This window comes from Paracoccus subflavus, from assembly GCF_004310345.1.
GTDB classification, from domain to species: Bacteria; Pseudomonadota; Alphaproteobacteria; order Rhodobacterales; family Rhodobacteraceae; genus Paracoccus; species Paracoccus subflavus.
In genome coordinates, this window is the sequence record NZ_SISK01000003.1 from 1 (window position 1) to 22,741 (window position 22,741).

A 22,741-nucleotide genomic window follows, 5' to 3' on the forward strand; every position below is an offset into this window, starting at 1 on the left:
CGTTCAAACTGCGCGTCGCTTAACCAGAACTCCGAAGCCATGTCCGTCCTCCTGCTTCAAACCGCAGGGAATCACACTTCGGCCCAGCGGGGAATCCCGTTTATGGGTCCAGATCCTAGGCCTCCAGCAGCTTGCGATACAGGTTTTCCAGGAACCGCTCGGCCTCGTCGAAGGCATCGTGACCGGGGCCAAGCACGGCGCGGATCTGCACGTCGAAATCGGCGTAATGCTGGGTCAATGCCCAGATGGAAAAGATCAGGTGCCGCGGGTCCATGGGCGTCAGCCGTCCTTGGTCCATCCAGCCTTGCAGCGTTGCGGCGGCGGTATCCACAATGCCGCGCAGGCTGCCCCCCAGGATTTCGGTCAGATGTGGCGCGCCTTGCAGAATCTCATAGGCAAACAGGCGGCTTTCGCGGGGGAAACGGCGCGACATCTCCAGCTTGGCGCGGACATAGCCCAGCACCTCGTCCAGGGGCTCGCCCGCCGGGTCGATCCGCACCATCGGCGCCAGCCACATGTCCAGCAGCGTCGTCAGCAAGGTCTTGTGAATGTCATCCTTGGAGCCGAAGTAGTACAGCACATTGGGCTTGGACAGGCCTGCGGCCCTGGCGATCTGGTCCACCGTGGCGCCGCGAAAACCGCTTTCCGAAAACACCGTCAAGGCGCCTTCCAGGATCAGGTCACGGTTTTTCTGCTGAATACGCGTCAGGATGGGCTGCGCCTGATCTGCCATTGCCGGTTACGCCTTGATCTGATGCAAATTCGGGCAGTTGGGAACAGGGCACCCGTCGCAGCGCTTGACTGGCCCATGCCCCGTGCTAGCCTGATCCTGACCGTTTGGTCAACAACCGAAGGGGCCTGTCGCTGCCCAGCCGATCCAGTCGATCCTGCGCCAGAACAGGACGGCCAGACAGGAAGGATGACCGATGACCGATGATCCAAGGGGGCCATCCCTTGCACCCAACATGCGGGTCGATGGCGAACGGCTGTGGGACAGCCTGATGCAGATGGCCCGCATCGGTCCCGGAATCGCAGGCGGCAATAACCGCCAGACCCTGACCGACGCCGACGCCCAAGGCCGCGCCCTGTTCCGGGAATGGTGCAAGGATGCGGGCATGACCATGGGCCTGGACCGCATGGGCAGCATGTTCATGCGCCACGAAGGGGCGGAACCCGATCTGGACCCCGTCTATATCGGCAGCCATCTGGACACCCAGCCAACGGGCGGCAAATACGACGGCGTCCTGGGCGTGCTGGCCGGGCTGGAGGTGGTCCGGTCGATCCGCGACATGGGCATCGTGACGCGCCGGCCCATCGTGGTCGTGAACTGGACGAACGAGGAAGGCGCCCGCTTTGCCCCCGCGATGCTGGCCTCCGGCGTCTTTACGGGGGTTCATGACGAGGATTACGCCAACAGCCGCACCGATGCCGAGGGCAGGCGCTTCGGCGACGAGTTGGACCGCATCGGCTGGCGCGGCACCGAGGCGCCGGGGGCCCGCCGAATTCATGCCATGTTCGAGTACCATATCGAACAAGGCCCGATCCTCGAGGCCGAAGGCAGGCAGATCGGCGTCGTCACCCATGGGCAGGGCCTGTGGTGGCTGCAGGTCACGCTGACCGGCAAGGACGCGCATACCGGATCGACGCCCATGTCCATGCGCGTGAACGCGGGCCTGGGCATGGCCCGCATCATCGAGGCCGTGCACCGCATCGCCATGGACCATCAGCCCGACGCGGTGGGCGCGGTGGGCCAGGCCAATGTCTTTCCCAACAGCCGCAACGTGATCCCCGGCAAGGCCGTGTTCACCATCGACTTCCGGTCGCCCGATCTGGCGAAGCTGACCTCGATGCGCACCCGGCTGGAGGAGGAAGCCTTCCGCATCGCAGCCGATCTGGGCTTGGGCATCGACATCGAGCCGGTCGGCCATTTCGATCCGGTGGCCTTCGATCCCGGCCTGGTCGAGACGGTGCGCAATGCGGCGCAACGGCTGGGTTACAGCCATATGAACATCGTCTCGGGCGCGGGCCACGACGCCTGCTGGATCAACCGCGTGGCGCCCACGGTGATGATCATGTGCCCCTGCGTGGGCGGGCTGTCGCATAACGAGGCCGAGGAGATCAGCCCCGAATGGGCGGCGGCGGGGGCGGACGTGCTGCTGCACGCGGTGCTGGATGCGGCGGAGGTGGTGCGCTGAACGGACCTCCGGGACTTCGCGTCCCGGACCAACAGGATATTCTTGTGAAAAAGAGGGACCAGGCGATGGGCACGGTTATTCGAGGGGGAACGGTTGTCACCGCCGACCTCACCTACAAAGCCGACATCCTGATCGAACACGGCCGCATCGCCGCCATCGGCCAGGGGCTGACCGGCGACACCGTGCTGGACGCCAGCGGCTGCCTTGTCATGCCCGGCGGGATCGACCCGCACACGCATCTGGAGATGCCCTTCATGGGTACCTATTCCGCCGACGACTTCGACAGCGGCACGCGCGCGGCGCTGGCGGGCGGGACGACCATGGTGGTGGATTTCGCCCTGCCCTCGCCCGGCCAAGGGCTGCTGGACGCCTTGCAGATGTGGGACAACAAGTCGGGCCGGGCGCATTGCGATTATTCGTTCCACATGGCGGTGACGTGGTGGGACCAGCAGGTCTTCGACGAAATGGCGCAGGTGGTGGATCGCGGTATCACCAGCTTCAAGCACTTCATGGCCTACAAGGGCGCGCTGATGGTGAATGACGACGAGTTGTTCAGCAGCTTCCGCCGGGTGGGCGACCTGGGCGGCGTGGCCCTGGTCCATGCCGAGAACGGCGACGTGGTGGCCGAACTGCAGGCCCGCCTGCTGGCCCAAGGCAACACCGGACCCGAGGCCCATGCCTATTCCCGCCCCCCGCAGGTCGAGGGCGAGGCCACCAACCGCGCCATCATGGTGGCCGACATGGCGGGGGTGCCGCTGTATGTGGTCCATGTGTCCTGCGAGGACAGCCACGAGGCGATCCGCCGGGCGCGTTCCCAAGGCAAGCGCGTCTGGGGCGAGCCGCTGATCCAGCACCTGACGCTGGACGAAAGCGAATACTTCAACGCCGACTGGGACCACGCCGCCCGCCGCGTCATGTCGCCGCCCTTCCGCGACAAGCGGCATCAGGACAGCCTGTGGGCCGGGCTGCAGTCGGGCAGCCTGTCGGTGGTGGCGACGGATCATTGCGCCTTCACCACCGATCAGAAACGCACCGGCATCGGTGATTTCACCAAGATCCCGAACGGCACCGGCGGGTTGGAGGATCGGATGCCGATGCTGTGGACGCACGGCGTCGGCACCGGACGCCTGACGCCCAATGAATTCGTGGCCGTCACCTCGACCAACATCGCCAAGATCCTGGGGATGTATCCCCGCAAGGGCGCGGTGCTGGTGGGGTCGGATGCCGATCTGGTCATCTGGGATCCCGAGGCGGAAAAGACCATCACGGCAGACAGCCAGCAATCGGCCATCGACTACAACGTGTTCGAGGGCCAGCGCGTCAAGGGCCTGCCCCGCTATGTGTTGACGCGGGGGCATCTGGCGGTGACAGAGGGCGCGCTGGATAGCCGCGAGGGCCACGGGGAATTCGTTGCCCGAGAGCCGCGCGGCACGGTGAACCGGGCGCTGTCGGCCTGGAAGGAACTGACCGCGCCGCGCCCGGTGGAGCGGTCGGGCATTCCGGCAAGCGGGGTGTGAGTTGACGGCGATCCAAGCCCGCGACGTATCGCTGACCTTCCCCACCGCCGACGGCCCCGTCCATGCGCTCAAGGACGTCAGCCTGACCATCGAGCGCGGCGATTTCGTCAGCTTCATCGGCCCCTCGGGCTGCGGCAAGACCACCCTCCTGCGGGCCATCGCCGCCCTGGAGACCCCGACGGGCGGAACGCTGACCGTCAACGGCATGACGCCCGACGCGGCGCGCAAGGCGCGGGCCTATGGCTATGTCTTCCAGGCGCCGGGGCTTTATCCCTGGCGCACCATCGCCGGCAACATCAGCCTGCCGCTGGAGATCATGGGTTTTTCCCGCGCCGAGCGGGCGCAGCGGATCACACGCGTGCTGGACCTCGTGGATCTGACCGGCTTCGGCGGCAAGTTTCCATGGCAGTTGTCGGGCGGGATGCAGCAGCGCGCCAGCATCGCCCGCGCCTTGGCCTTTGATGCCGACATCCTGCTGATGGACGAACCCTTTGGTGCCCTGGACGAGATCGTCCGCGACCGCCTGAACGAGGCGCTGCTGGATCTGTGGAAGAAGACCGGCAAGACCATCGGTTTCGTCACCCATTCCATCCCCGAGGCGGTGTACCTGTCCACCCGGATCGTCGTGATGTCGCCGCGACCGGGCCGGATCACGCGGGTGATCGACAGCCCCCTGCCCCGCGACCGTCCGCTGGACATCCGCGACACGCCCGAATTCATCGCGCTTGCCCAGCAGGTCCGCGAGGGGCTGCGCGAGGGGCACAGCTATGACTGAAAAGACCGCGCCCTGGAGGCCCGGCGGGATCAGCCTCAGCTTCGGGTGCGTCCTTCCCATCCTGAGCGTGCTGCTGGCGATCATCGTGATCTGGTATCTTGCCGCGGTCTGGATGAACGCCACCTGGGTCCGCGATCAGGCCGCGCGGGCCGATGCGGTCCTGACGGCCGGCGACCTGATCCGGCAGACGCTGACGCTGGACCGGCCCGTCCTGCCCGCGCCGCATCAGGTGGCCGCAGGACTGTGGGACGGGGTTGCGGGCCAGGCCGTCACCTCGCGCCGCAGCCTGGTCTGGCATGGCTGGGTCACGCTGTCGGCGACCCTGGCGGGGTTCGCCATCGGCACGGCGGCGGGTATCCTGCTGGCGGTCGGGATCGTCCATAACCGCGCCATGGACCAGTCGGTGATGCCCTGGGCCGTGGCCAGCCAGACGGTGCCGATCCTGGCCATCGCGCCCATGGTGATCGTGGTCATGGCCAGCGCGGGCATCACCGGGCTGCTGCCCAAGGCCGTCATCGCCGCCTGGCTGTCGTTCTTTCCGGTGCTGGTCGGCATGGTCAAGGGGCTGCGGACGCCCGATGCCCTGCAACTGGACCAGATGCGCAGTTGGAGCGCCAGCCCGGCGCAGGTCTTTTGGCGGCTGCGGCTGCCCAGTTCGCTGCCCTATCTGTTCGCCAGCCTCAAGGTCGCCATCGCCGCCGCCCTTGTCGGCACCATCGTGGGAGAGCTTCCGGCGGGCGCCACGGCGGGCCTTGGCGCGCGGCTGCTGTCGGGCAGCTATTACGGGCAGACCGTGCAGATCTGGGCGGCGCTGTTCGCGGCGGCGATTCTGGCCGCGTGCCTGGTCATGCTGATCGGCTGGATCGAACGTCTGACGCTGACCCGCATGGGGCTGGCGCGATGAGCGCGCTGCCCATCATCGGTGTCTGGCTGGGCGCCCTGGCGCTCAACACCTGGCTGTCGCGTTTCGGCACGCGCGTCACGCGGCTGGCGGTGGCGCTGATCTTTGGCGCGACGATCCTGATCCTGTGGGAAATGATCGTGCGCATCTATGCCGTGCCCCCGGTGATCCTGCCCGCCCCCAGCCAGATCGGCGCCAGCTTTGCGGCAAACACCGCGATCCTGTGGACGGACTTCGTGCAGACCATCATCAAGGGCGCGCTGACCGGCTGGCTGATCGGCGCGGCGGCAGCCATCGCCACGGCCATCGCCATCGACCGCAGCCCCTTTCTGCAACGGGGGCTGCTGCCCATCGGCAACTTCGTGGCCGCCCTGCCCATCGTCGGCATCGCGCCGATCCTGGTGATGTGGTTCGGCTTCGACTGGCAGTCCAAGGCCGCTGTCGTCGTGGTGATGGTGTTCTTTCCGATCCTGGTGAACATGGTGGCTGGACTTGCCGCGACCGATCCGATGCAGCGCGACCTGATGGCCACCTGGGCCGCGCCCTATGGCGCAAGCCTGTGGAAACTGCGCCTGCCCACCGCGATGCCCTTTCTGTTCAACGGGCTGAAGATCACCACCACGCTGGCCCTGATCGGCGCCATCGTCGCGGAATTCTTCGGCAGCCCGACGCGGGGCATGGGATTTCGCATCTCGACCGCCGTGGGGCGGCTGGACCTGCCGCTGGTCTGGGCCGAGATCCTTGTGGCGGCCGTCGCGGGATCGCTGTTCTATGGCATCGTGGCGCTGATCGAAAAGAAGGTGACGTTCTGGCACCCGTCGCAGCGCCCTCAACGGGGATGACACCCCACACACAGGAGAGGGAAGATGAAAAAATTGATGCTGGGCGCCGCCCTGACGCTGGCAGGCGGCGCGGTGCAGGCACAGGAACTGACCCTGCAACTGAAATGGGTCACCCAGGCGCAGTTCGCGGGATATTATGTCGCCAAGGACAAGGGTTTCTACGAGGAGGAAGGCCTGGACGTGACCATCCTGCCCGGCGGCCCTGACATCGCGCCGACGCAGGTGCTGGCGGGCGGCGGGGCCGATGTGATCGTCGAATGGATGCCCGCCGCCCTGGCCGCGCGGGAAAAGGGGCTGCCGCTGGTCAACATCGCCCAGCCCTTCAAGGCGTCGGGGATGATGCTGACCTGCCTCAAGGAAAGCGGCATCACCGACCCCGCCACGGATTTCAGGGGCAAGACCCTGGGCGTCTGGTTCTCGGGCAACGAATATCCGTTCCTGTCTTGGATGAGCCAGCTTGGCCTGTCCACCGAAGGCGGCCCGGACGGCGTGACGGTCCTGAAACAGGGCTTCAACGTCGATCCCCTGCTGCAAAAGCAGGCGGCCTGCATCAGCACCATGACCTATAACGAATACGGTCAGGTTCTGGACGCCGGCATCGCCGAGGATGACCTGGTCACCTTCAAATACGAGGATCAGGGCGTCGCCACGCTGGAGGACGGGCTTTACGTCCTGGAAAGCACGCTTCAGGATCAGGCAAAGGTCGCCGATCTGGTGAAATTCGTGCGCGCCAGCATGAAAGGCTGGAAATACGCCGAGGAAAACCCCCAGGAAGCCGCTGAGATCGTGCTGGAAAACGACGAGACCGGCGCCCAGACCCTGGATCACCAGGTCCGCATGATGACCGAGATCGCCAAGCTGACCGCCGGCAGCAACGGCGCCCTGGACGAGGCCGACTATCAGCGCACGGTGGACACGCTGATGGCGGGCGGGTCGGATCCGGTGATCTCGCAGGCGCCCGAGGGCGCGTTCAGCCACGTCATTACCGAACAGGCCGTGAACTAGGTTTTTTTCTTCCCGATAGTCTTGGGGCAATCGCGCAAAGGATGGGGGGCGGAAAGCCCCCCTTTCCCCTTGCGCGGGCATACGGACATCGGCCTTGGCCCGAGATCAGGCGCCCCCTCAGGCTTTGGGCAGGCTGACAGTCTTTGTGAAACCGCTTGCCTGAAATATGCACAAATCGCCCCTGACAAAGTTTTACCATTTGATAAAAAATCTGTCGTGTGCCAGCCTGATTTCACCAACAGGTGAGCCAGGAGACGCAAATGTCCCAAGCAAGACTGGCGCCGGGGGTCATGCCCGGCCGCCTCACGCCGCAGGAGATCGCGGCGAACTTTGTCGATGTCGCCCCGCCCCTGACCGATCACGAAGCCCGCGTGGCGGCCGACCGCTGCTATTTCTGCCATGATGCGCCCTGCATCGCGGCCTGCCCGACCGGCATCGACATTCCGCTGTTCATCCGCCAGATCGCGACCGGCACGCCCGATGCGGCGGCGATGACCATCTTTCACGCCAATATCTTCGGTGGCATGTGTGCCCGCGTCTGCCCGACCGAGACCCTGTGCGAGGGCGCCTGCGTCCGCATGGAGGCCGAGGGCGACCCGGTAGAGATCGGCGCGTTGCAGCGCTATGCCACCGACGGGCTGATGGCGCAGGGGGACCACCCCTTTCGCCGTGCGGCGCCGACCGGACGGCGCATCGCCGTGGTGGGCGCGGGGCCTGCGGGCCTGTCCTGCGCGCACAGGCTGGCCGCCAAGGGGCATGACGTCGTGATCTATGAGGCGCGCCCCAAGCCCGGCGGGCTGAACGAATACGGTATCGCCAGCTACAAGGCCGTGGACGGGTTCGCCCAGGCCGAGGTGGACTGGCTGCTGGGCATCGGCGGGATCGAGTTGCGCCATGACCACCGCCTTGGCCGCGACATCACACTGGACGCGCTGCGGGCCGAATACGACGCGGTGTTCCTGGGCATGGGCTTGGGCGGAGTCAACGCCCTGCGGACCGAAGGCGAGGATCGCGGCAACGTGCTGGATGCCGTCAGCTTCATCCGCGACCTGCGGCAGGCCAGCGATCTGACGACCCTGCCCGTGGGCCGGGATGTGGTGGTGATCGGCGGCGGCATGACGGCGGTGGACGCCGCCGTGCAGGCGCGTCTGCTGGGCGCGGAAAACGTCACCATCGTCTATCGCCGCGACCGTTCGCAGATGGGAGCGAGCCTTCACGAACAGGATCATGCCACCAGCAGCGGCGTGCGGATCGTCTGCAATGCCGCGCCCGTCGGCCTGCATGGCAACGGCAGCGTGGCCGAGGTCGAATTCGCCTATACCGCCACGGACCCTGACGGTGGCCTGCACCTGACCGGGGACCGTTTCCGCCTCAGGGCCGACCAGGTGTTCCGTGCCATCGGCCAGCGGCTGGACGGGGTGCCCGAAGCCCTTGCGCTCGACGGCGGCAAGATCGGCGTGGCCGGCCCCGGACGCACCAGCATCCCCGGCGTCTGGGCCGGGGGCGACTGCGCCGCGGGGGGCGACGATCTGACCGTGACGGCGGTTGCACAGGGCCGCGACGCGGCAGAGGATATTCATCTGAGATTGTCAAACGACAGAAAGTGATTCGGATGAGCGCCGACCCCATCGTTGTCTATGGTCCCCTTCGGGGCGGGACCACCATGATCCGTCTTATGCTGGACGGACACCCCGACCTTACGGTGCCAGGTGAAACGGACTTTCTTTTCGACCACCTGCATCGTGACGGGGATGGCTGGCGCTATGAAGTCGATGACTTGAAGTCGTCCCGAATCTTTCAGGACAGCGGATTGGCTGTGCCTCATGGCCCCAACGGTCAGGCGGCGTTATTGGATTTGGTCGGACAGATTGCCGAAAGCGGCGGCGGTCGGCCGGTCCTCATGCTGCACCGTCACCTGTCAGAGGCCGCCACGCTTTTGCCCGGGGTTCGGATCATTCGACTGCTGCGCGATCCCCGTGACGTTGCACGATCCGCGATTGGGATGGGATGGGCCGGCAATGTCTATTACGGTTTGGACACATGGCTTGAAACCGAAAAGAACTGGCGCGATTTTATCGCAGCCTCTCCCGATACCCCGGTCCATGTCCTGCGATATGAGGATCTGGTCAGAAATCCCGAGGCGGAACTCAGACGCATATGTGCGTTTCTTGGAATAGGATTCACCGAGGATCTTCTGGCCTATCCGGCCCGGACGACATACGCCGCTCCCGATCCGAAACTTGCCTCTCAATGGAAGCGCAAGCTGAGCGATCGCGAGGTCCGGCTGATCGAGTCGCGACTGGATCCGTTCTGGCAGGACAGCGGGTATGAGCCAAGCGGCCTGCCCGTCCACAGGCCTGACGTCTCGGAACTGATGATGCTGCGGATGCAAAATCGCGCCGCTGTCTGGAAACACATGGTCGGACGCTATGGTCCCATGCTGCCGGTCATTCGCGGCCTTGGCCGGCGGCTGCGGCTGTCCGGGTTGAAGCAGGCAGCCGACAAGAGGATCGCCGACATCGACCGGAGCTATCTGAAGTAACCCGAAGGCCGGCCGGTTGGGCCCGTATTGATAAGGAAAAAGCAATCATGGCCAATTTGCTCAGCACCTTCATCGGGATCAAGTCCCCCAACCCGTTCTGGCTGGCCTCGGCACCGCCCACCGACAAGGAATACAACGTCCGCCGCGCCTTCCAGGCCGGCTGGGGCGGCGTCGTGTGGAAGACGCTGGGGTCCGAAGGCCCGCCCGTGGTCAACGTCAACGGCCCCCGTTACGGCGTGATCCACGGTCCCGACCGGCGCGTGCTGGGCATCAACAACATCGAACTGATCACCGACCGCCCGCTGGAGGTGAACCTGCGGGAAATCAAGTCGGTCAAGCGCGACTATCCCGACCGCGCCATGGTCATTTCCCTGATGGTCCCCTGCGACGAGGATTCGTGGCGCGACATCCTGGCCCGGATCGAGGACACCGGGGCCGACGGGGTCGAACTGAACTTCGGCTGTCCCCACGGCATGTCCGAACGCGGCATGGGGTCCGCCGTGGGCCAGGTGCCCGAATACATCGAGATGGTGACGCGGTGGGTCAAGCAATACTCGCGCATGCCCTGCATCGTGAAGCTGACACCCAACATCGCCGACATCCGCAAGCCCGCCGAGGCCGCGATGAGGGGCGGCGCCGACGCGGTCAGTCTGATCAACACGATCAATTCCATCACCAGCGTCGATCTGGACCTGTTCGCCCCCCAGCCCACCATCGACGGCAAGGGCGCCCATGGCGGATATTGCGGCCCGGCGGTCAAGCCCATCGCCCTGAATATGGTGGCGGAGATCGCCCGCAATCCCGCCACCCGCGGCCTGCCGATCAGTGGCATCGGCGGGGTCACCACTTGGCGCGACGCTGCCGAATTCATGGCGCTTGGCGCGGGCACGGTGCAGGTCTGCACGGCGGCCATGACCTATGGCTTCAAGGTGGTGCAGGAAATGATCACCGGCCTGCATGACTATCTGGACAGCCATGACATGGAAATGTCCGACCTGATCGGGCGCGCGGTGCCCAACGTGACCGACTGGAACCAGTTGAACCTGAACTATGTCACCAAGGCCCGCATCGACCCCGATCTGTGCATCAAGTGCGGCCGCTGCTATGCCGCCTGCGAGGATACATCGCATCAGGCCATCGCCATGAAGCCCGGCCGCGTCTTCGAGGTGATCGAGGAGGAATGCGTCGCCTGCAACCTCTGCGTCGATGTCTGCCCGGTCGAGAACTGCATCGACATGCGCGAGCTGGCGGTGGGCGAGACGGACCTGCGCACCGGCATCCGCCGCGGCCTTTATGCGAACTGGACCACGCATCCAAACAATCCGATGGCGGCCAAGGCGGCGGAATAATCCTGAGCACCGCACCGCCCGCCGCCATGAGAGCGGCGGGCGGAGCCTGTCGTCGTCCCCTGCATTATCCACATTTCGGTCGCAGGGCGTCTGTGACATAGCTACGGGTCATGGCATCCTTCAGGGCGGCGGCATGATTTCAAAGGTCGGTTTCTTCATCATTGGCACCCAGAAAGGCGGCACTACCGCCCTGGATTTCTACTTGCGGCAGCATCCCCGGTTGCAGATGGCGCGCGTTAAGGAGGTGCATCACTTCGACAACGAATCCATTTCATGGTCGCTGCCCGATCACGGGCGGCTGCATGATCAGTTCGACTGGACGGTGGCCGATGTCCTGCGGGGAGAAGCCACGCCGATCTATCTTTAACTGGCCGGATTCCCTTGCGCGGCTGCGGGCCTACAATCCCCATGCCCGGCTGATCGTCAGCCTCCGCCACCCTGTAAGCCGTGCCTATTCGCATTGGCGGATGGAAACACGGCGCAGTCACGAGACACTGTCGTTTGAAGAGGCGGTGTCTGCCAAAGGACGCCGCCGGGTGCAGGACGCACCCGGGGGCGTCCATCGGATCTTTTCCTATATCGAACGCGGCTTTTATGCCGCGCAGATCCGGGTGCTGCTAAGTATGTTTCCCCGTAATCAGATCCTGTTCCTGCAGGTAGACGACCTGTGGTCGGAGCCTGCCCAGACGTTGGCCCGGATCGAACGCTTTCTGGGTGTTCCGGAAATCGTAAGCCGCGGCCCAGAGCGCGACTATATCGAGGCCGTTCCCGGGGCATCGGGTGACGGCAGGATTCTTTCCGCCATCATGCAGAACCGTCTGCAGAAACTGTTTGCGCCGGACATTTGCGAAACCGCCCGACTGACTGGACTGGATCTGGGAAACTGGCTGGCGGAGGACTACGAGGAGGACATAAGGCCAAGCCCGGCCCCTGGAGCGGACTGATAGGACGATCTGCTTCTGGGGTGGCGAAGGTAGATACGGCAGGCTGGTCGGGGCGAGAGGATTCGAACCCCTGGAGCGGACGGATAGGACGATCTGCTTCTGGGGTAGCGAAGGTAGATACGGCAGGCTGGTCGGGGCGAGAGGATTCGAACCTCCGGCCTACGGTACCCAAAACCGTCGCGCTACCAGGCTGCGCCACGCCCCGACGCGATCCCTTTAGCGGATCGAAACGGCGGGGGAAAGCCCTAGCCGCAGGGCAGCGCGGCCCGATCCTGCGGCAGGCGGGGATGGGCCATCGGCTGGCCGACGGCAAGGCCCAGCCGGTCGGCCTCGCCCGCCGCGACCTCGACAACCATCAGCCGTTCAGGCCGGGGGTCGCCTATCGCAGAGCCGGGAATGGGGGTTTCATCCAGCGGACGGGCGTTGCGGTGGATGTAGCGCACGGTGCCGGTGTCGTCCAGAAACACCAGATCCAGCGGGATCAGCGTGTTGCGCATCCAGAAACTGACCGTACGGGGCTGGTCATAGATGAACAGCATTCCCCGATTTTCGGCCAGTTCGCGGCGGAACATCAGGCCCTGCGCACGCTCGGCCTCGTCATCGGCGATTTCGACGGATACGCCGACCGGGCCAGAGGGGGTCTGGAAAACGACACGGTCGGACATGCAGGAAACCGGCTCGGCCCCTGCCGTCCCTGCCAGAAGCCATACCAGCAGGGCCGCGACCGCCTTATTCGGCAACATGTGTTATGAAGTCCTTGATGTCCTGGACCTGCGCGCCCACGCCGGTTTCCACAAGACTGGGCGCCCCCTGTTCGGTACCGCGGTCCCAGCTTGTGATCTGGGCTGCCATCAGGCCACGCGGCCCCTCGACCACGCGGATGCCGATCGCCTCGCCGATGGTCAGGTCGGCAAAGCCGGAATGGCGCAATACCTCGACATGCAGGAAAACGTCGTCGGGATGACCGAAGATATTGGCAAATCCAAATCCCTTGGCCTTGTCGAACCACTTGACCCGCGCAGGCCGCAGCGGCAGTGCGTCAAGATGTTCGATGACGCCGTTGTCCAGATCCGCGATCGGCGCACCCTCTGACAGGGGGGGTTCGATGGACACCACCTCGGTCGCCTGCAAGCCGCGCTGGGTGGGCTGAATCCAGACCGTCACGCGCGACTGGTCGGCGACCGAACTGCGGCCGAAATTGCGCAGGACATTGGCATGCAACAGGATGTCGGGGCCGCCTTCCTCGTTCAGGATGAAGCCATAGCCCTTGGCCGGATCAAACCATTTGACCAGCCCCGATACCAGCTTCAGCCCCTTGTCGTCCGTCATCTTACCACCACATGCGCATCCGCGCCTTTCATTCCAGGTATAACCCAATGCGACCGTTCAATATTCCGTCGTGCAGCGGCAGTCATCCTGAAGGGCAAAGAGCACTAAATCAACTCGGCAAACCAGCAACATGGTCAGCTACTCGGACCGTTCCGTCAAGTCCTAGGGTGATAACCTTGTCACAATCCAGTCACGGCTAGCGTCTTTGTCCCACCGGAACCGATCGTGCAACCGAAAAGCGCCGTCCGCCCAGAATTCGATCTGCATGGGCGCGATCCTGAATCCGCCCCAGAACGGCGGCCTTGGGGGTCGTGTGCCATAGCGCAATCCCAGCCGCGCCACCTCGGCCACCAGTTCGGCGCGGCTGGCCAGCGGCTGGGACTGGCGCGAAGCCCAGGCCCCCAGCCGGCTTTGCAGGGCGCGGCTGTCGTAATAGGCATCGGCCTGCGGCCCTTCGACGCGGGCCACCTCGCCACGGACGCGGATCTGGCGGCGCAGGGATTTCCAGTGCATCACGAAGGCGGCCTTGCCGGTCACCGCGATCTGGCGGCCCTTGGCGCTGTCATAGTTCGTATAGAACACGAATCCCCCCCCGGCGCCATGACCTTCGATCTCTTTCAACAACACCATGCGGACATCCGGCAGGCCGGTTTCGTCCACAGTGGCCAGGGCGATGGCATTGGGATCGTTCGGCTCGCTCGCCTCGGCCTCGGCCAGCCAGCGGCGGGCGATGTCGAAGGGGTCGTCGCCCGCAAACAATCCGTCTTGGTCGGACATGATGGCTTCCTTGCGCTTGATGCTTGCGGACCTTTGGCCTAAGCACCTTTCACAAACGGTTGAAAGCGCGAGAGGCAGCACATGTCAAGCGAGCAGAAGCAGGGCCTGATGGCCGGAAAGCGCGGCCTCGTGATGGGACTGGCCAACGACAAGTCGATTGCCTGGGGCATCGCCCGCGCCCTTGCCGCCGAGGGGGCGGAACTGGCCTTCTCCTATCAGGGCGAGGCACTGAAAAAGCGGGTCGAACCGCTTGCGGCCTCGCTGGGATCGTCCCTGGTGCTGCCTTGCGATGTCGGCGACGAGACGACGATCGACACCCTGTTCCAGTCGCTGCAGGACGAATGGGGCAGCCTGGATTTTGTTGTCCATGCCATCGGCTTTTCCGACAAGGACCAGCTTCGCGGCCGCTATGCCGACACGACGCGCGACAACTTTCTGATGACCATGGACATTTCCGTCTATTCATTCACCGCCGTGGCCCGCCGGGCGGCGGCGATGATGCCCCAGGGCGGCAGCCTGCTGACGCTGACCTATTACGGCGCCGAACGGGTGATGCCCCATTACAACGTCATGGGCGTTGCCAAGGCCGCGCTCGAGGCGTCGGTCCGGTATCTGGCCGAGGATCTGGGTAAGGACAAGATCCGCGTCAATGCGATCAGCGCCGGGCCGATCAAGACGCTGGCCGCCAGCGGCATCGGCGATTTCCGCTATATCATGAAATGGAACGAACTGAACTCGCCCCTGCGACGCAATGTCACCCAGGAAGATGTGGGCAATTCCGCCCTGTATCTGCTGTCGCGTCTGGGTGCGGGCGTGACGGGCGAGACGCATCACGTCGATGCGGGATACCATGTGGTCGGCATGAAGGCCGTGGACGCCCCCGACATCGCGACCGTCAAGAAGGACTGACCGTCGGCGATGACGATCACCGCCGACCAGCTTGTGCTGTTCGTGGCCGCCCTGTCGGCGGCGATCCTGTCGCCCGGCCCAGGGGTCATCGCTGTCAGCCAGGGCGCCTTTGCCTTGGGACGCCGGCGCGCGCTGCCCTATGCCCTGGGTCTGGCGCTTGGCGCATCCGTGTGGTGCCTGTTCGCGCTTCTGGGCATGACGGTGGTCTTTCGCGCGCTGCCCTGGACCTATGTCGCCCTGAAGATCGCGGGCGGGGCCTATCTGGTCTGGATCGCATGGATGATGTGGCGCCACGCGGCCGATCCCCTGCCCGACCCGGCGGAAAGCCCCCGAGGCATGGGATTTGGCAGCGGCATGATGTTGAACCTGTCCAATCCCAAGCCCGCCTTGTTCTATTCGGCGGTGCTGCTGTCGATCTTTCCGGTCGCGCTGACGGTTGCCGACAAGCTGACGATCTATGCGACCGCGGCCACGGTCGAGGTGGCGTTTTATGTGGCGCTTGCGTCGCTGATGGCTTTGCCTTGGCTGCGGGCCGGGTATTATGCCGCGAAATTCTGGATCGACCGCGCGGCGGGGCTGGCCATCGGCCTGCTGGGCCTGTCCCTGATCCTGCGTCATTAACGGAGACGACCATGATCGACCGCCTGCCCCATGAAAAAGGCTTCCACGTAAGCTGGGACCAGTTGCACCGCGACGCCCGTGCCCTTGCCTGGCGCCTGGACGGTACCGAATGGCGGGCCGTCGTGGCCGTGACACGCGGCGGGCTGGTCCCCGCGATGATCGTCGCGCGCGAACTGGACATCCGCACGATCGACACGATCTCCATCCGCTCCTACAAGGGCGTCGGGGCCGAGGCGGGCCAGGGCCAGCTCGAGGTGCTGAACAAGCCCGATCCCGTCCTGATGGGCGATGGCCAAGGCATTCTGGTGATCGACGATCTGGTCGATTCGGGGCGCACCCTTGAACTGATCCGCGAGATGTATCCCAAGGCCCATTTCGGCACCGTCTATGCCAAGCCCAAGGGCAAGCCGATGGTCCAGACCTATGTGACCGAGGTCAGCCAGGACACCTGGATCTTCTTTCCCTGGGACATGGCGCTGCAATATGTCCAGCCCTATCGCGGCGAGGACTGATCCGGGCCTGGCCGATCTTGACGTTGCCTGCGGAACCGGCAGTCCAGTAAGGCATTGTATCCCCAATGGCGCGTCCCGGACGATGCCTGCTAACCATGGAGGATACGACATGCGCAACCTGATGTTGTCCACGGCAATCATGCTGCCCCTGATGATGGTTCCCGCCTTGGGACAGGATACCACAACTCCGCCCGCGGCGGATGCGACCACGGCCCCGGCGGGCACGACAACCGATACGATGGAAACGCCGATGGGGACGGACACGGCCCCCGCAGCCGATCCGGCCATGAATGCCGAAGCCGACATGGATGCGGACGCCGAAGACGCGGAGGCGGCCGCTGTCGCCGCCAGCGGCAAGGTGGAACAGCAGCAGGCCGAGGATGAACAGCGGATCGACTGGATCACCGGAACGACCGTGATGTCCCCCGATGGCGAAACGATCGGCGACATCAATGATGTCATCATTGATATGGACGAAGGAACGCTCAAGGCAGCGGTCATCGGGGTGGGCGGTTTCCTGGGTATTGGTGAAAAGCGGATCGCCGTGCCGTGGGATCAACTCACCTTCGACTATGACGCGCAGCAGATCACCAGCGACCTGTCCCGCGAAGAAGCGGACGCCGCCCCGGAATACGTGTTCCGCGCACAGGCTGACGCCCCTGCCGTGACCGACGGCGCCGCAGGCACCGCGCCCATGGACTCGACCACCACGGCCCCCGGCGCGATGCCCGCCGACACGGCTGCGCCCGCGACGACCACCGATCCGGCCGTGACCCCGGACGCGGCGGCGGCAACCAACGGAGATGCCGCCATGACCGGCGCCCCGACCCCGGCCGAGACGACCGACATGCCGGAAGCCGAGGCGGAAGCAGGGGCTGATGTCGAGGCCGAAGTCGGCACCGACATGGAAATGGGCACTGAAGGCACCGAGATGGAAGCCGGGACAGAAATGGAAACCGACGCCGAGACGGAAACCGAAGCGCCGGAAGGCATCGCCCCCGCGAACTGATCGGTTCGATATCAGCAGAATGGCGGCCCCGGGAACGGGGCCGTTTTCAGTTGCCGCGCACGAAGCGGGCCGCGCCTTCGGCCGCGCGCTGCAAGGCGCGGCTTTTATTCACGGTTTCCATGAATTCGGATTCCGGATCGCTGTCATAGACGACGCCGCCGCCTGCCTGGATGTAAAGGGCGCCGTCCTTCAGAACGCCGGTGCGCAGGGCGATGCACATGTCCATTTCGCCATTGGCCGCGAAATAGCCGACCGCGCCGCCATAGACACCCCGTTTCTCGGGTTCCAGCTCGTCGATGATCTCCATGGCCCGGACCTTGGGGGCACCGGACACGGTGCCTGCGGGCAGGCCCGCCAGCAGTGCGGACAGCGCATCCTCGTCGTCGCGCAACTGGCCCACGACATTGCTGACGATATGCATGACATGGCTGTAGCGTTCGATCACGAACTGTTCGGTCGGATGCACGGTTCCGGGTTTGGCCACCCGGCCCACGTCGTTGCGGCCCAGATCCAGCAGCATCAGGTGTTCGGCCAATTCCTTGTGATCGCCAAGAAGATCGGCCTCGAGCGCCCTGTCCTCGGCCTCGTCCGCGCCACGCGGACGGGTGCCGGCAATCGGACGGATCGTGACCTCGCCGTCGCGCAGGCGCACAAGAATTTCGGGCGACGCGCCGACGATCTGAAAGCCGCCCAGGTTCAGAAAGAACATGAAGGGCGACGGATTGGTGCGTCGCAGGCTGCGATACAGCGCAAAGGGCGGCAGCGGAAAATCCATCCGCCAGCGCTGGCTGGGCACGACCTGAAAGATGTCGCCCGCGCGGATGTAATCCTTGGCCTTTTCGACCGCGGCCAGATAACCGGCCTTGGAAAAGTTCGACACCGGCTCGCCGATGCGGGCGTCGTGGCCCAGGGCCCGCGGCTCGGACGGCTGCCGGTCCAGTGACCGCAGCGCGTCCATGACCCGTTCCGCCGCGCGGGCATAGGCCGCGCGGGCATTGTCGGTCCCGTCGTGCCAGGCGGGCGCGCACAGCGTCACCTCGCCCTTGACCCCATCCAGGACGGCCACAACCGAGGGGCGCATCAGCATGGCGTCGGGCAGGTCCAGCGGGTCGGGGTTCACGTCCGGCAGATGTTCGACCAGCCGGATCATGTCATAGCCAAGATAACCGAACAGGCCTGCCGCGACCGGGGGCACGCTTTCGGGCATGGCCTCGATCCGGCTTTCCGCGATCAGCGCGCGAAGGCTATCCAGCGCGGGACGCTTGTCCGGCTGGAACTCGTCAGAAAACCGCGCCTGCCGGTTGATCCGCGCCTGGCCGTCGCGACAGTCCCAGATCAGGTCGGGCTTCATGCCGACGATGGAATAGCGGCCCCGAACCTCGCCGCCCGTCACCGATTCCAGCATGAATGACATGGGCGCGGCATCGGTCAGCTTCAGCATCAGGCTGACGGGCGTGTCCAGATCGGCGGCCAGCCGAATTGTCACAAGCTGATTCTGTCCAGCCTTCCAGGCGGCCTCGAAGGCGGCGAAGTCGGGTGTCAGATCCATCACTGGACCTGTGCGTTGATGGCATTGACCGCCGACTGGTCCAGGGTGATACCGGCCTCGGCCTGAACCGCGCGGGCATAGAAGTCGAAGATGTCGGATTGCAGCGACCCGCCGATCCGGTCGCGGACGGCATCGACGATGCGTTGCGCATCCGCGTCGGTCAGATCGGCTTCGTTCACCGCAACCAGACGCAGCAGGATCACGCGGTTGTCGGCATCCACCACCTCGATCCCCCCCGGCTCGGGAATGGCAAAACCGCGGGCGACGGTGCCGTCGGGGGTGCCCTCGATCCAGCCGTCGCGGGTCACGTCAGCCGCCTGGGTCCATTCCGGGGCCGGCTGCCCCTCGGGCGCGTCGGGGTTCGACCGCTGGTCCTCGGCCAGGGCAAGCAGTTGGCGCTGCACCTCGGCGCGGCGCCAGTCGGCCTCGACCTCGTCGCGAACCTCCTCGAAGGGGCGCAGGGTCGGGGGCACGATCTCGTCCAGGCGCAAGGCAAAGACGCCGCCGTCGTCAAGCCGGGTCAGTTCCGGGAAATCGGCCTCGGTGATCTCGGCCGCGCGGTCGCGGAATGCCTGATAGCCGGCGATGCTGCCCTCGGCCGGGGCCATGTCGGCCGACCAGTAGATGCTGCCCGGTTCCAGATCGGTTTCTTCGGCCACCTGTTCCAGCGTCGCCCCGCCCGCCAGCAGATCCTCGTAATCCGAGATCCGGTCCTCGATAATGCGGGCGGCCCGGTCCACGGCGGCCTCGGCCCGCAGGTCGGCCTGGGCCTGCTCAAAGGGCACGTTCAGCGGCTCGAGGATGGCATGGACATTGAACAGCGCCGGTCCCAGGTCGGTCTGGACCGGGCCCGCGACGCCCGGCTGCGGCAGGGCAAAAACCGCCTCGCCCGCGGCGCCCAGGTCGGCCTGCGACACCTCGCCAAGTTCGGCATCCTCGGGCTGCAGCCCGCGTTGCAGGACAAAGGCCTCGAACGGGGCCGTGCCCGCGTCGATCTGCGCCCTGGCGGCCGCCGCCTCCTCGGCCGAGGGAAAGACCAGGCGGCTGACCAGACGGCGTTCGGGGCGCTGATAGTCGCCGATATTGGCGTCATAGGCGGCACGCAATGCCGCCTCGTCCAGTTCGACGGTCGGGGCCAGCATCTCGGGGGTGATCCAGGCATAGGTGATGCGCCGGATCTCGGGCGCGGTGAACCGCTCGGCATTGGCGCTGTGCCAGGCACGCAGCGTGTCCTCGTCCGGGGCGGCGATGGGGGCGGGCAGCATGTCTTCGGTCAGTTCGCGCCAGGACAGGTCGCGGCGTTCCAGAATCCAGCGCGCGGTGGCCTGCACCGCCGGATCGGGTGCCGTCACGCCCCCTGCCACGGCACGCTGGATCAGCAGCCGCGCCTCGTCCGTGCGGACCTCGCGCTCGAACTCGGCCTCGGACAGGCCCTCGCGGCGCAGCACGTCGGCATAGGCGGCGCGGTCGAAGCTGCCGGTCGGTCCCTGAAAGGCGGGGGCCTCGGCAATGGTCTGGCGCACGCGGTCGTCGCCCACCGACACGCCGATGCGGCGGGCCTGTTCCTCAAGTGCGGCGGCGGCGATCAGTTGGGATTGCACGGCCTGCGGCAGGCCCATCGCCTGCGCCTGGGCCATGTCGATCGGCTGGCCGGTCTGCTGCTGAAAGGCGGTGATCTGGTTGCGCAGCGCGCGAACATAGTCGTCGGTGGTGATGGTGGTCCCCCCCACCGATCCGATTGCGGTGGACCCGCCCGAAAAGCTGGTCACGCCAAATCCGCCCAGGCCCAGAACCATCAGGCCCATCAGCACCCAGACGATCGTGGACTTGCCATGTGTCCGCAGGTTCTTCATCGCCGGCCTTCCCTTCTGGTCGCATCGCGTTTCCTTAAGCCGCGCGCGGCCCCGCGACAAGCCTGTCGGACCGGCGGTTCAGGCGGACAGGCGGCGCAGCCTGTCGGCCAGCACGGCGATCCGGTTCCGGTCGATATTGGCGAACGCGATCCGCATGTGGCGTTCGCCACCGGGATCGCCCGGCGGCGTGAACATGGTTCCCGGCAGCGCCAGCACGCCGACCTGCCCCACCATGCGCCGCGCCAGATCGGCCGAGGATTCGGCAAAGGGATGTTCGACCCAGGCGAAATAGGCACCGGCGCTTTTCACCTGCCAGCCCGGCAGCGTTGACAGCGCCGCCACCGTCGCCGCGCGCCGGGCGAGGATCTCGGCCCGTTCGCCAGCCAGCCAGTCGCCAAGGTTCTCCATCCCCCATAGCGCGCCGATCTGGCCCAGTTGCGAGGTCGAGATGGCGACCGTGTCCAGAAACTTCTCGATCTGGACCATCAGGCTTTCTGCGGCGACCAGGGCGCCGACCCGGTGGCCGGTCAGCCGATAAGCCTTGGAAAAGCTGTAAAGCTGGATCACCGTGTCGCCCCAGCCGGGCTGCGCCAGCAGGCCGTGGGGCGCCCCCGCGCGGCTGTCGAAATCGCGATAGGTTTCGTCCAGGATCAGCGCTAGCCCATGCGCCCGCGCCAGGTCGAAGAACCGCGCCACAAGGTCCGCCGGATATTCCGCGCCCGTCGGATTGTTCGGCGTCACCAGCACGATGGCCCGGCAACGCGGCCCGATCAGCCGGGCCGCCATGTCGGGGTCGGGCAGCATGTCGCCGCCGCAAGGCAGGGGCACCGTGCCGATGCCCTGCATGTCCAGCCACATCTTGTGGTTGAAATACCAGGGCGTCGGCAGAATGATCTGATCCCCCGCCGTTGCAATGGCCGAAACGGCGGCGCAAAAGGCCTGGTTGCAGCCCTGGGTGATCGCCACCTGCGCAGGCGCCACCCCTCCGCGATAACGGGCCGACACCTCGGACGCGACCGCTGCGCGCAAATCGGCATTGCCCAGGACGGGACCATAGAGATGCGCCTCGGCCCGGTGCAGCGCGGCATCGGCCATGGCCTGCCGCAGGGCCACCGGCGGCGGATCGACCGGCGCGGCCTGGCTGACATTGATCAGCGGCATGTCCAGCGGCAGCAGGACACCCTCCAGCCAGCGCCGTGCCTCCATCACCGGGGGCGACACGGTGGCGGCAATGGCCGGGTTCGGCAAGAATGGTTCAGTCATTCGACAAGCCTTGCAGGTCGGAAAGATCGGGCGGCAGCGACAGGTCGGGCGCAGGCGCAGCCGTCGGGGTTTCTGGCTCGGGCGGGGACGGGTCGCGCGGCGCGGGCAGCAGGTCGGCCGGCAAGGCAGGGGCCGCGTCGGGGGCCTCGGGGGCGGCGCGGCCCGGTGCCGTCAGGGCCGAGGGCCGGGATGGCGCTGCACTGGCGGCAGGCCGTATCTGCGGCAGATCCTCGGCCAGATCGGGGGCGACCTGCACGGGGCCGTTCCCATTCGGGGCGGGGTCGGGGCGGCGGTCAGAGGGGGTTGCGGCCACGGGGGCGGGTTCCGATTCCGGAGCGATCACGGCCGGAGGCTGGGCCGGGTCGGGACGCCCCGAAACCAGGGGCTCCGGCACGACCGGAACCGCGTCCCCGCCCCGCCCGAACTCCGACCCGACCGGCAGGTCCACCGCAGCCGCTGCCGGGGGTTCGGGTTCGGGGCGGGAGGGTGCCGAATCGGAAGGCTGGCGGGCCTCAGCGGCGGGCCGATTCTGGGCAGGGGGAATGGCCTCCCCCCGTGCGGCCCCCCGTGCGGCGGGCCGATCCTCGTCCGGCACGGCGGGCGGCAGGGCCGCCGCCGCGGGGGTGTCCTGTGCCGGCCCTGCCTCGCGGGGCAACGGCACGGCCAGCGACAGCGCCGCCACCGCCAGGACGCTGACGATGCCGCCATGCACAAGACCTGTCCAGAAACCGCGTGCCATCTGTCCCTTCGTGCCCCTGCCGGACTTGCCCCCCGGCGCGCTTTGGCCCATCTATAGCCGACCCGTTCCGGCGGGGAAACCGCCCCCTGCCGGCCCCCCCCGCCGGCCCC

At 66.1% G+C, this 22,741-nt stretch carries 23 protein-coding genes and 1 tRNA gene; 15 read left to right on the top strand and 9 right to left on the bottom strand.

Annotated features, from left to right (window positions below; genetic code table 11):
• Window positions 1–115: 115 nt before the first annotated feature.
• On the bottom strand, window positions 116–733 hold the full coding sequence (locus EYE42_RS05080; protein WP_130990243.1) for a TetR family transcriptional regulator C-terminal domain-containing protein: 618 nt from the start codon (window positions 731–733) through the stop codon (window positions 116–118).
• Window positions 734–926: 193 nt separating this feature from the next.
• Here EYE42_RS05080 and EYE42_RS05085 point away from each other — a divergent pair, with 193 nt between their 5' ends.
• The 11 genes from EYE42_RS05085 (at window position 927) to EYE42_RS05130 (ending at window position 12,070) form a co-directional block, all read left to right on the top strand.
• Window positions 927–2,195 carry a Zn-dependent hydrolase gene (locus EYE42_RS05085; RefSeq protein ID WP_130990244.1) on the top strand — a complete coding sequence of 423 codons (1,269 nt, stop codon included), beginning with the start codon at window positions 927–929 and terminating at the stop codon, window positions 2,193–2,195.
• Between the two features lie 65 nt (window positions 2,196–2,260).
• Window positions 2,261–3,712: a dihydropyrimidinase gene (hydA, locus tag EYE42_RS05090; protein WP_130990245.1), complete on the top strand. Its 1,452-nt coding sequence runs from the start codon at window positions 2,261–2,263 to the stop codon at window positions 3,710–3,712.
• Between the two features lies 1 nt (window position 3,713).
• The gene (locus EYE42_RS05095; protein WP_130990246.1) at window positions 3,714–4,487 is read left to right on the top strand and encodes an ABC transporter ATP-binding protein; all 774 of its coding nucleotides are present in this window, start codon (window positions 3,714–3,716) and stop codon (window positions 4,485–4,487) included.
• Window positions 4,480–5,391 carry an ABC transporter permease gene (locus EYE42_RS05100; RefSeq protein WP_130990247.1) on the top strand — a complete coding sequence of 304 codons (912 nt, stop codon included), beginning with the start codon at window positions 4,480–4,482 and terminating at the stop codon, window positions 5,389–5,391. Before EYE42_RS05095 ends, EYE42_RS05100 begins: the two co-directional genes overlap by 8 nt.
• Window positions 5,388–6,230, top strand: coding sequence for an ABC transporter permease (locus EYE42_RS05105; RefSeq protein ID WP_130990248.1), 843 nt, complete (start codon window positions 5,388–5,390; stop codon window positions 6,228–6,230). The genes EYE42_RS05100 and EYE42_RS05105 overlap by 4 nt, the downstream gene beginning before the upstream one ends.
• 24 nt (window positions 6,231–6,254) lie before the next feature.
• Entirely contained in the window at window positions 6,255–7,235 is a 981-nt protein-coding gene (locus EYE42_RS05110; RefSeq protein ID WP_130990249.1) for an ABC transporter substrate-binding protein, read from the top strand.
• A gap of 260 nt (window positions 7,236–7,495) precedes the next feature.
• Window positions 7,496–8,842, top strand: coding sequence for an NAD(P)-dependent oxidoreductase (locus EYE42_RS05115; protein ID WP_130990250.1), 1,347 nt, complete (start codon window positions 7,496–7,498; stop codon window positions 8,840–8,842).
• Between the two features lie 5 nt (window positions 8,843–8,847).
• Window positions 8,848–9,777, top strand: a complete 930-nt coding sequence (locus tag EYE42_RS05120; RefSeq protein WP_130990251.1) for a sulfotransferase family protein — start codon at window positions 8,848–8,850, stop codon at window positions 9,775–9,777.
• 47 nt (window positions 9,778–9,824) lie between these two features.
• Window positions 9,825–11,126, top strand: a complete 1,302-nt coding sequence (preA, locus tag EYE42_RS05125) for an NAD-dependent dihydropyrimidine dehydrogenase subunit PreA (RefSeq protein WP_130990252.1) — start codon at window positions 9,825–9,827, stop codon at window positions 11,124–11,126.
• A 133-nt stretch (window positions 11,127–11,259) separates the two neighbouring features.
• Window positions 11,260–11,493 carry a hypothetical protein gene (locus tag EYE42_RS16295; RefSeq protein WP_246020591.1) on the top strand — a complete coding sequence of 78 codons (234 nt, stop codon included), beginning with the start codon at window positions 11,260–11,262 and terminating at the stop codon, window positions 11,491–11,493.
• Window positions 11,456–12,070, top strand: a complete 615-nt coding sequence (locus tag EYE42_RS05130) for a sulfotransferase (RefSeq protein WP_246020592.1) — start codon at window positions 11,456–11,458, stop codon at window positions 12,068–12,070. Before EYE42_RS16295 ends, EYE42_RS05130 begins: the two co-directional genes overlap by 38 nt.
• A gap of 128 nt (window positions 12,071–12,198) precedes the next feature.
• Here the strand turns inward: EYE42_RS05130 and EYE42_RS05135 are convergent.
• The 4 genes from EYE42_RS05135 to pdxH form a co-directional block, all read right to left on the bottom strand.
• Window positions 12,199–12,275 (bottom strand) — tRNA-Pro (locus EYE42_RS05135).
• Window positions 12,276–12,315: 40 nt separating this feature from the next.
• The gene (locus EYE42_RS05140) at window positions 12,316–12,813 is read right to left on the bottom strand and encodes a DUF192 domain-containing protein (protein WP_246020593.1); all 498 of its coding nucleotides are present in this window, start codon (window positions 12,811–12,813) and stop codon (window positions 12,316–12,318) included.
• Window positions 12,800–13,399 carry a cold-shock protein gene (locus EYE42_RS05145; protein ID WP_130990253.1) on the bottom strand — a complete coding sequence of 200 codons (600 nt, stop codon included), beginning with the start codon at window positions 13,397–13,399 and terminating at the stop codon, window positions 12,800–12,802. The genes EYE42_RS05140 and EYE42_RS05145 overlap by 14 nt, the downstream gene beginning before the upstream one ends.
• A gap of 162 nt (window positions 13,400–13,561) precedes the next feature.
• The gene (gene pdxH, locus EYE42_RS05150; protein ID WP_130990254.1) at window positions 13,562–14,176 is read right to left on the bottom strand and encodes a pyridoxamine 5'-phosphate oxidase; all 615 of its coding nucleotides are present in this window, start codon (window positions 14,174–14,176) and stop codon (window positions 13,562–13,564) included.
• An 81-nt stretch (window positions 14,177–14,257) separates the two neighbouring features.
• On the opposite strand from pdxH, the gene fabI reads away from it, so the two are divergent.
• From fabI to EYE42_RS05170, 4 genes are all read left to right on the top strand, one after another.
• The gene (gene fabI / locus EYE42_RS05155) at window positions 14,258–15,085 is read left to right on the top strand and encodes an enoyl-ACP reductase FabI (RefSeq protein WP_130990255.1); all 828 of its coding nucleotides are present in this window, start codon (window positions 14,258–14,260) and stop codon (window positions 15,083–15,085) included.
• Window positions 15,086–15,094: 9 nt separating this feature from the next.
• Window positions 15,095–15,706, top strand: coding sequence for a LysE family translocator (locus EYE42_RS05160; protein ID WP_246020594.1), 612 nt, complete (start codon window positions 15,095–15,097; stop codon window positions 15,704–15,706).
• Window positions 15,707–15,717: 11 nt separating this feature from the next.
• A complete protein-coding gene (gpt, locus tag EYE42_RS05165) occupies window positions 15,718–16,218 on the top strand; it encodes a xanthine phosphoribosyltransferase (protein ID WP_130990256.1) in 501 nt (166 codons plus the stop codon).
• 109 nt (window positions 16,219–16,327) lie between these two features.
• Window positions 16,328–17,227 carry a PRC-barrel domain-containing protein gene (locus tag EYE42_RS05170; RefSeq protein WP_165455713.1) on the top strand — a complete coding sequence of 300 codons (900 nt, stop codon included), beginning with the start codon at window positions 16,328–16,330 and terminating at the stop codon, window positions 17,225–17,227.
• A 46-nt stretch (window positions 17,228–17,273) separates the two neighbouring features.
• Here the strand turns inward: EYE42_RS05170 and trpE are convergent, their stop codons facing one another.
• From trpE to EYE42_RS05190, 4 genes are all read right to left on the bottom strand, one after another.
• Complete coding sequence (gene trpE / locus EYE42_RS05175; RefSeq protein WP_130990258.1) at window positions 17,274–18,776, bottom strand: anthranilate synthase component I; 1,503 nt, start codon at window positions 18,774–18,776, stop codon at window positions 17,274–17,276.
• Window positions 18,776–20,629 (bottom strand): peptidylprolyl isomerase, encoded by a 1,854-nt coding sequence (locus EYE42_RS05180; RefSeq protein WP_246020595.1) that lies wholly within the window; start codon window positions 20,627–20,629, stop codon window positions 18,776–18,778. The genes trpE and EYE42_RS05180 overlap by 1 nt, the downstream gene beginning before the upstream one ends.
• Before the next feature lie 78 nt (window positions 20,630–20,707).
• Window positions 20,708–21,892, bottom strand: a complete 1,185-nt coding sequence (locus EYE42_RS05185; RefSeq protein WP_130990259.1) for an aminotransferase — start codon at window positions 21,890–21,892, stop codon at window positions 20,708–20,710.
• Window positions 21,885–22,631: a hypothetical protein gene (locus EYE42_RS05190; RefSeq protein ID WP_130990260.1), complete on the bottom strand. Its 747-nt coding sequence runs from the start codon at window positions 22,629–22,631 to the stop codon at window positions 21,885–21,887. The genes EYE42_RS05185 and EYE42_RS05190 overlap by 8 nt, the downstream gene beginning before the upstream one ends.
• Window positions 22,632–22,741 lie beyond the last annotated feature (110 nt).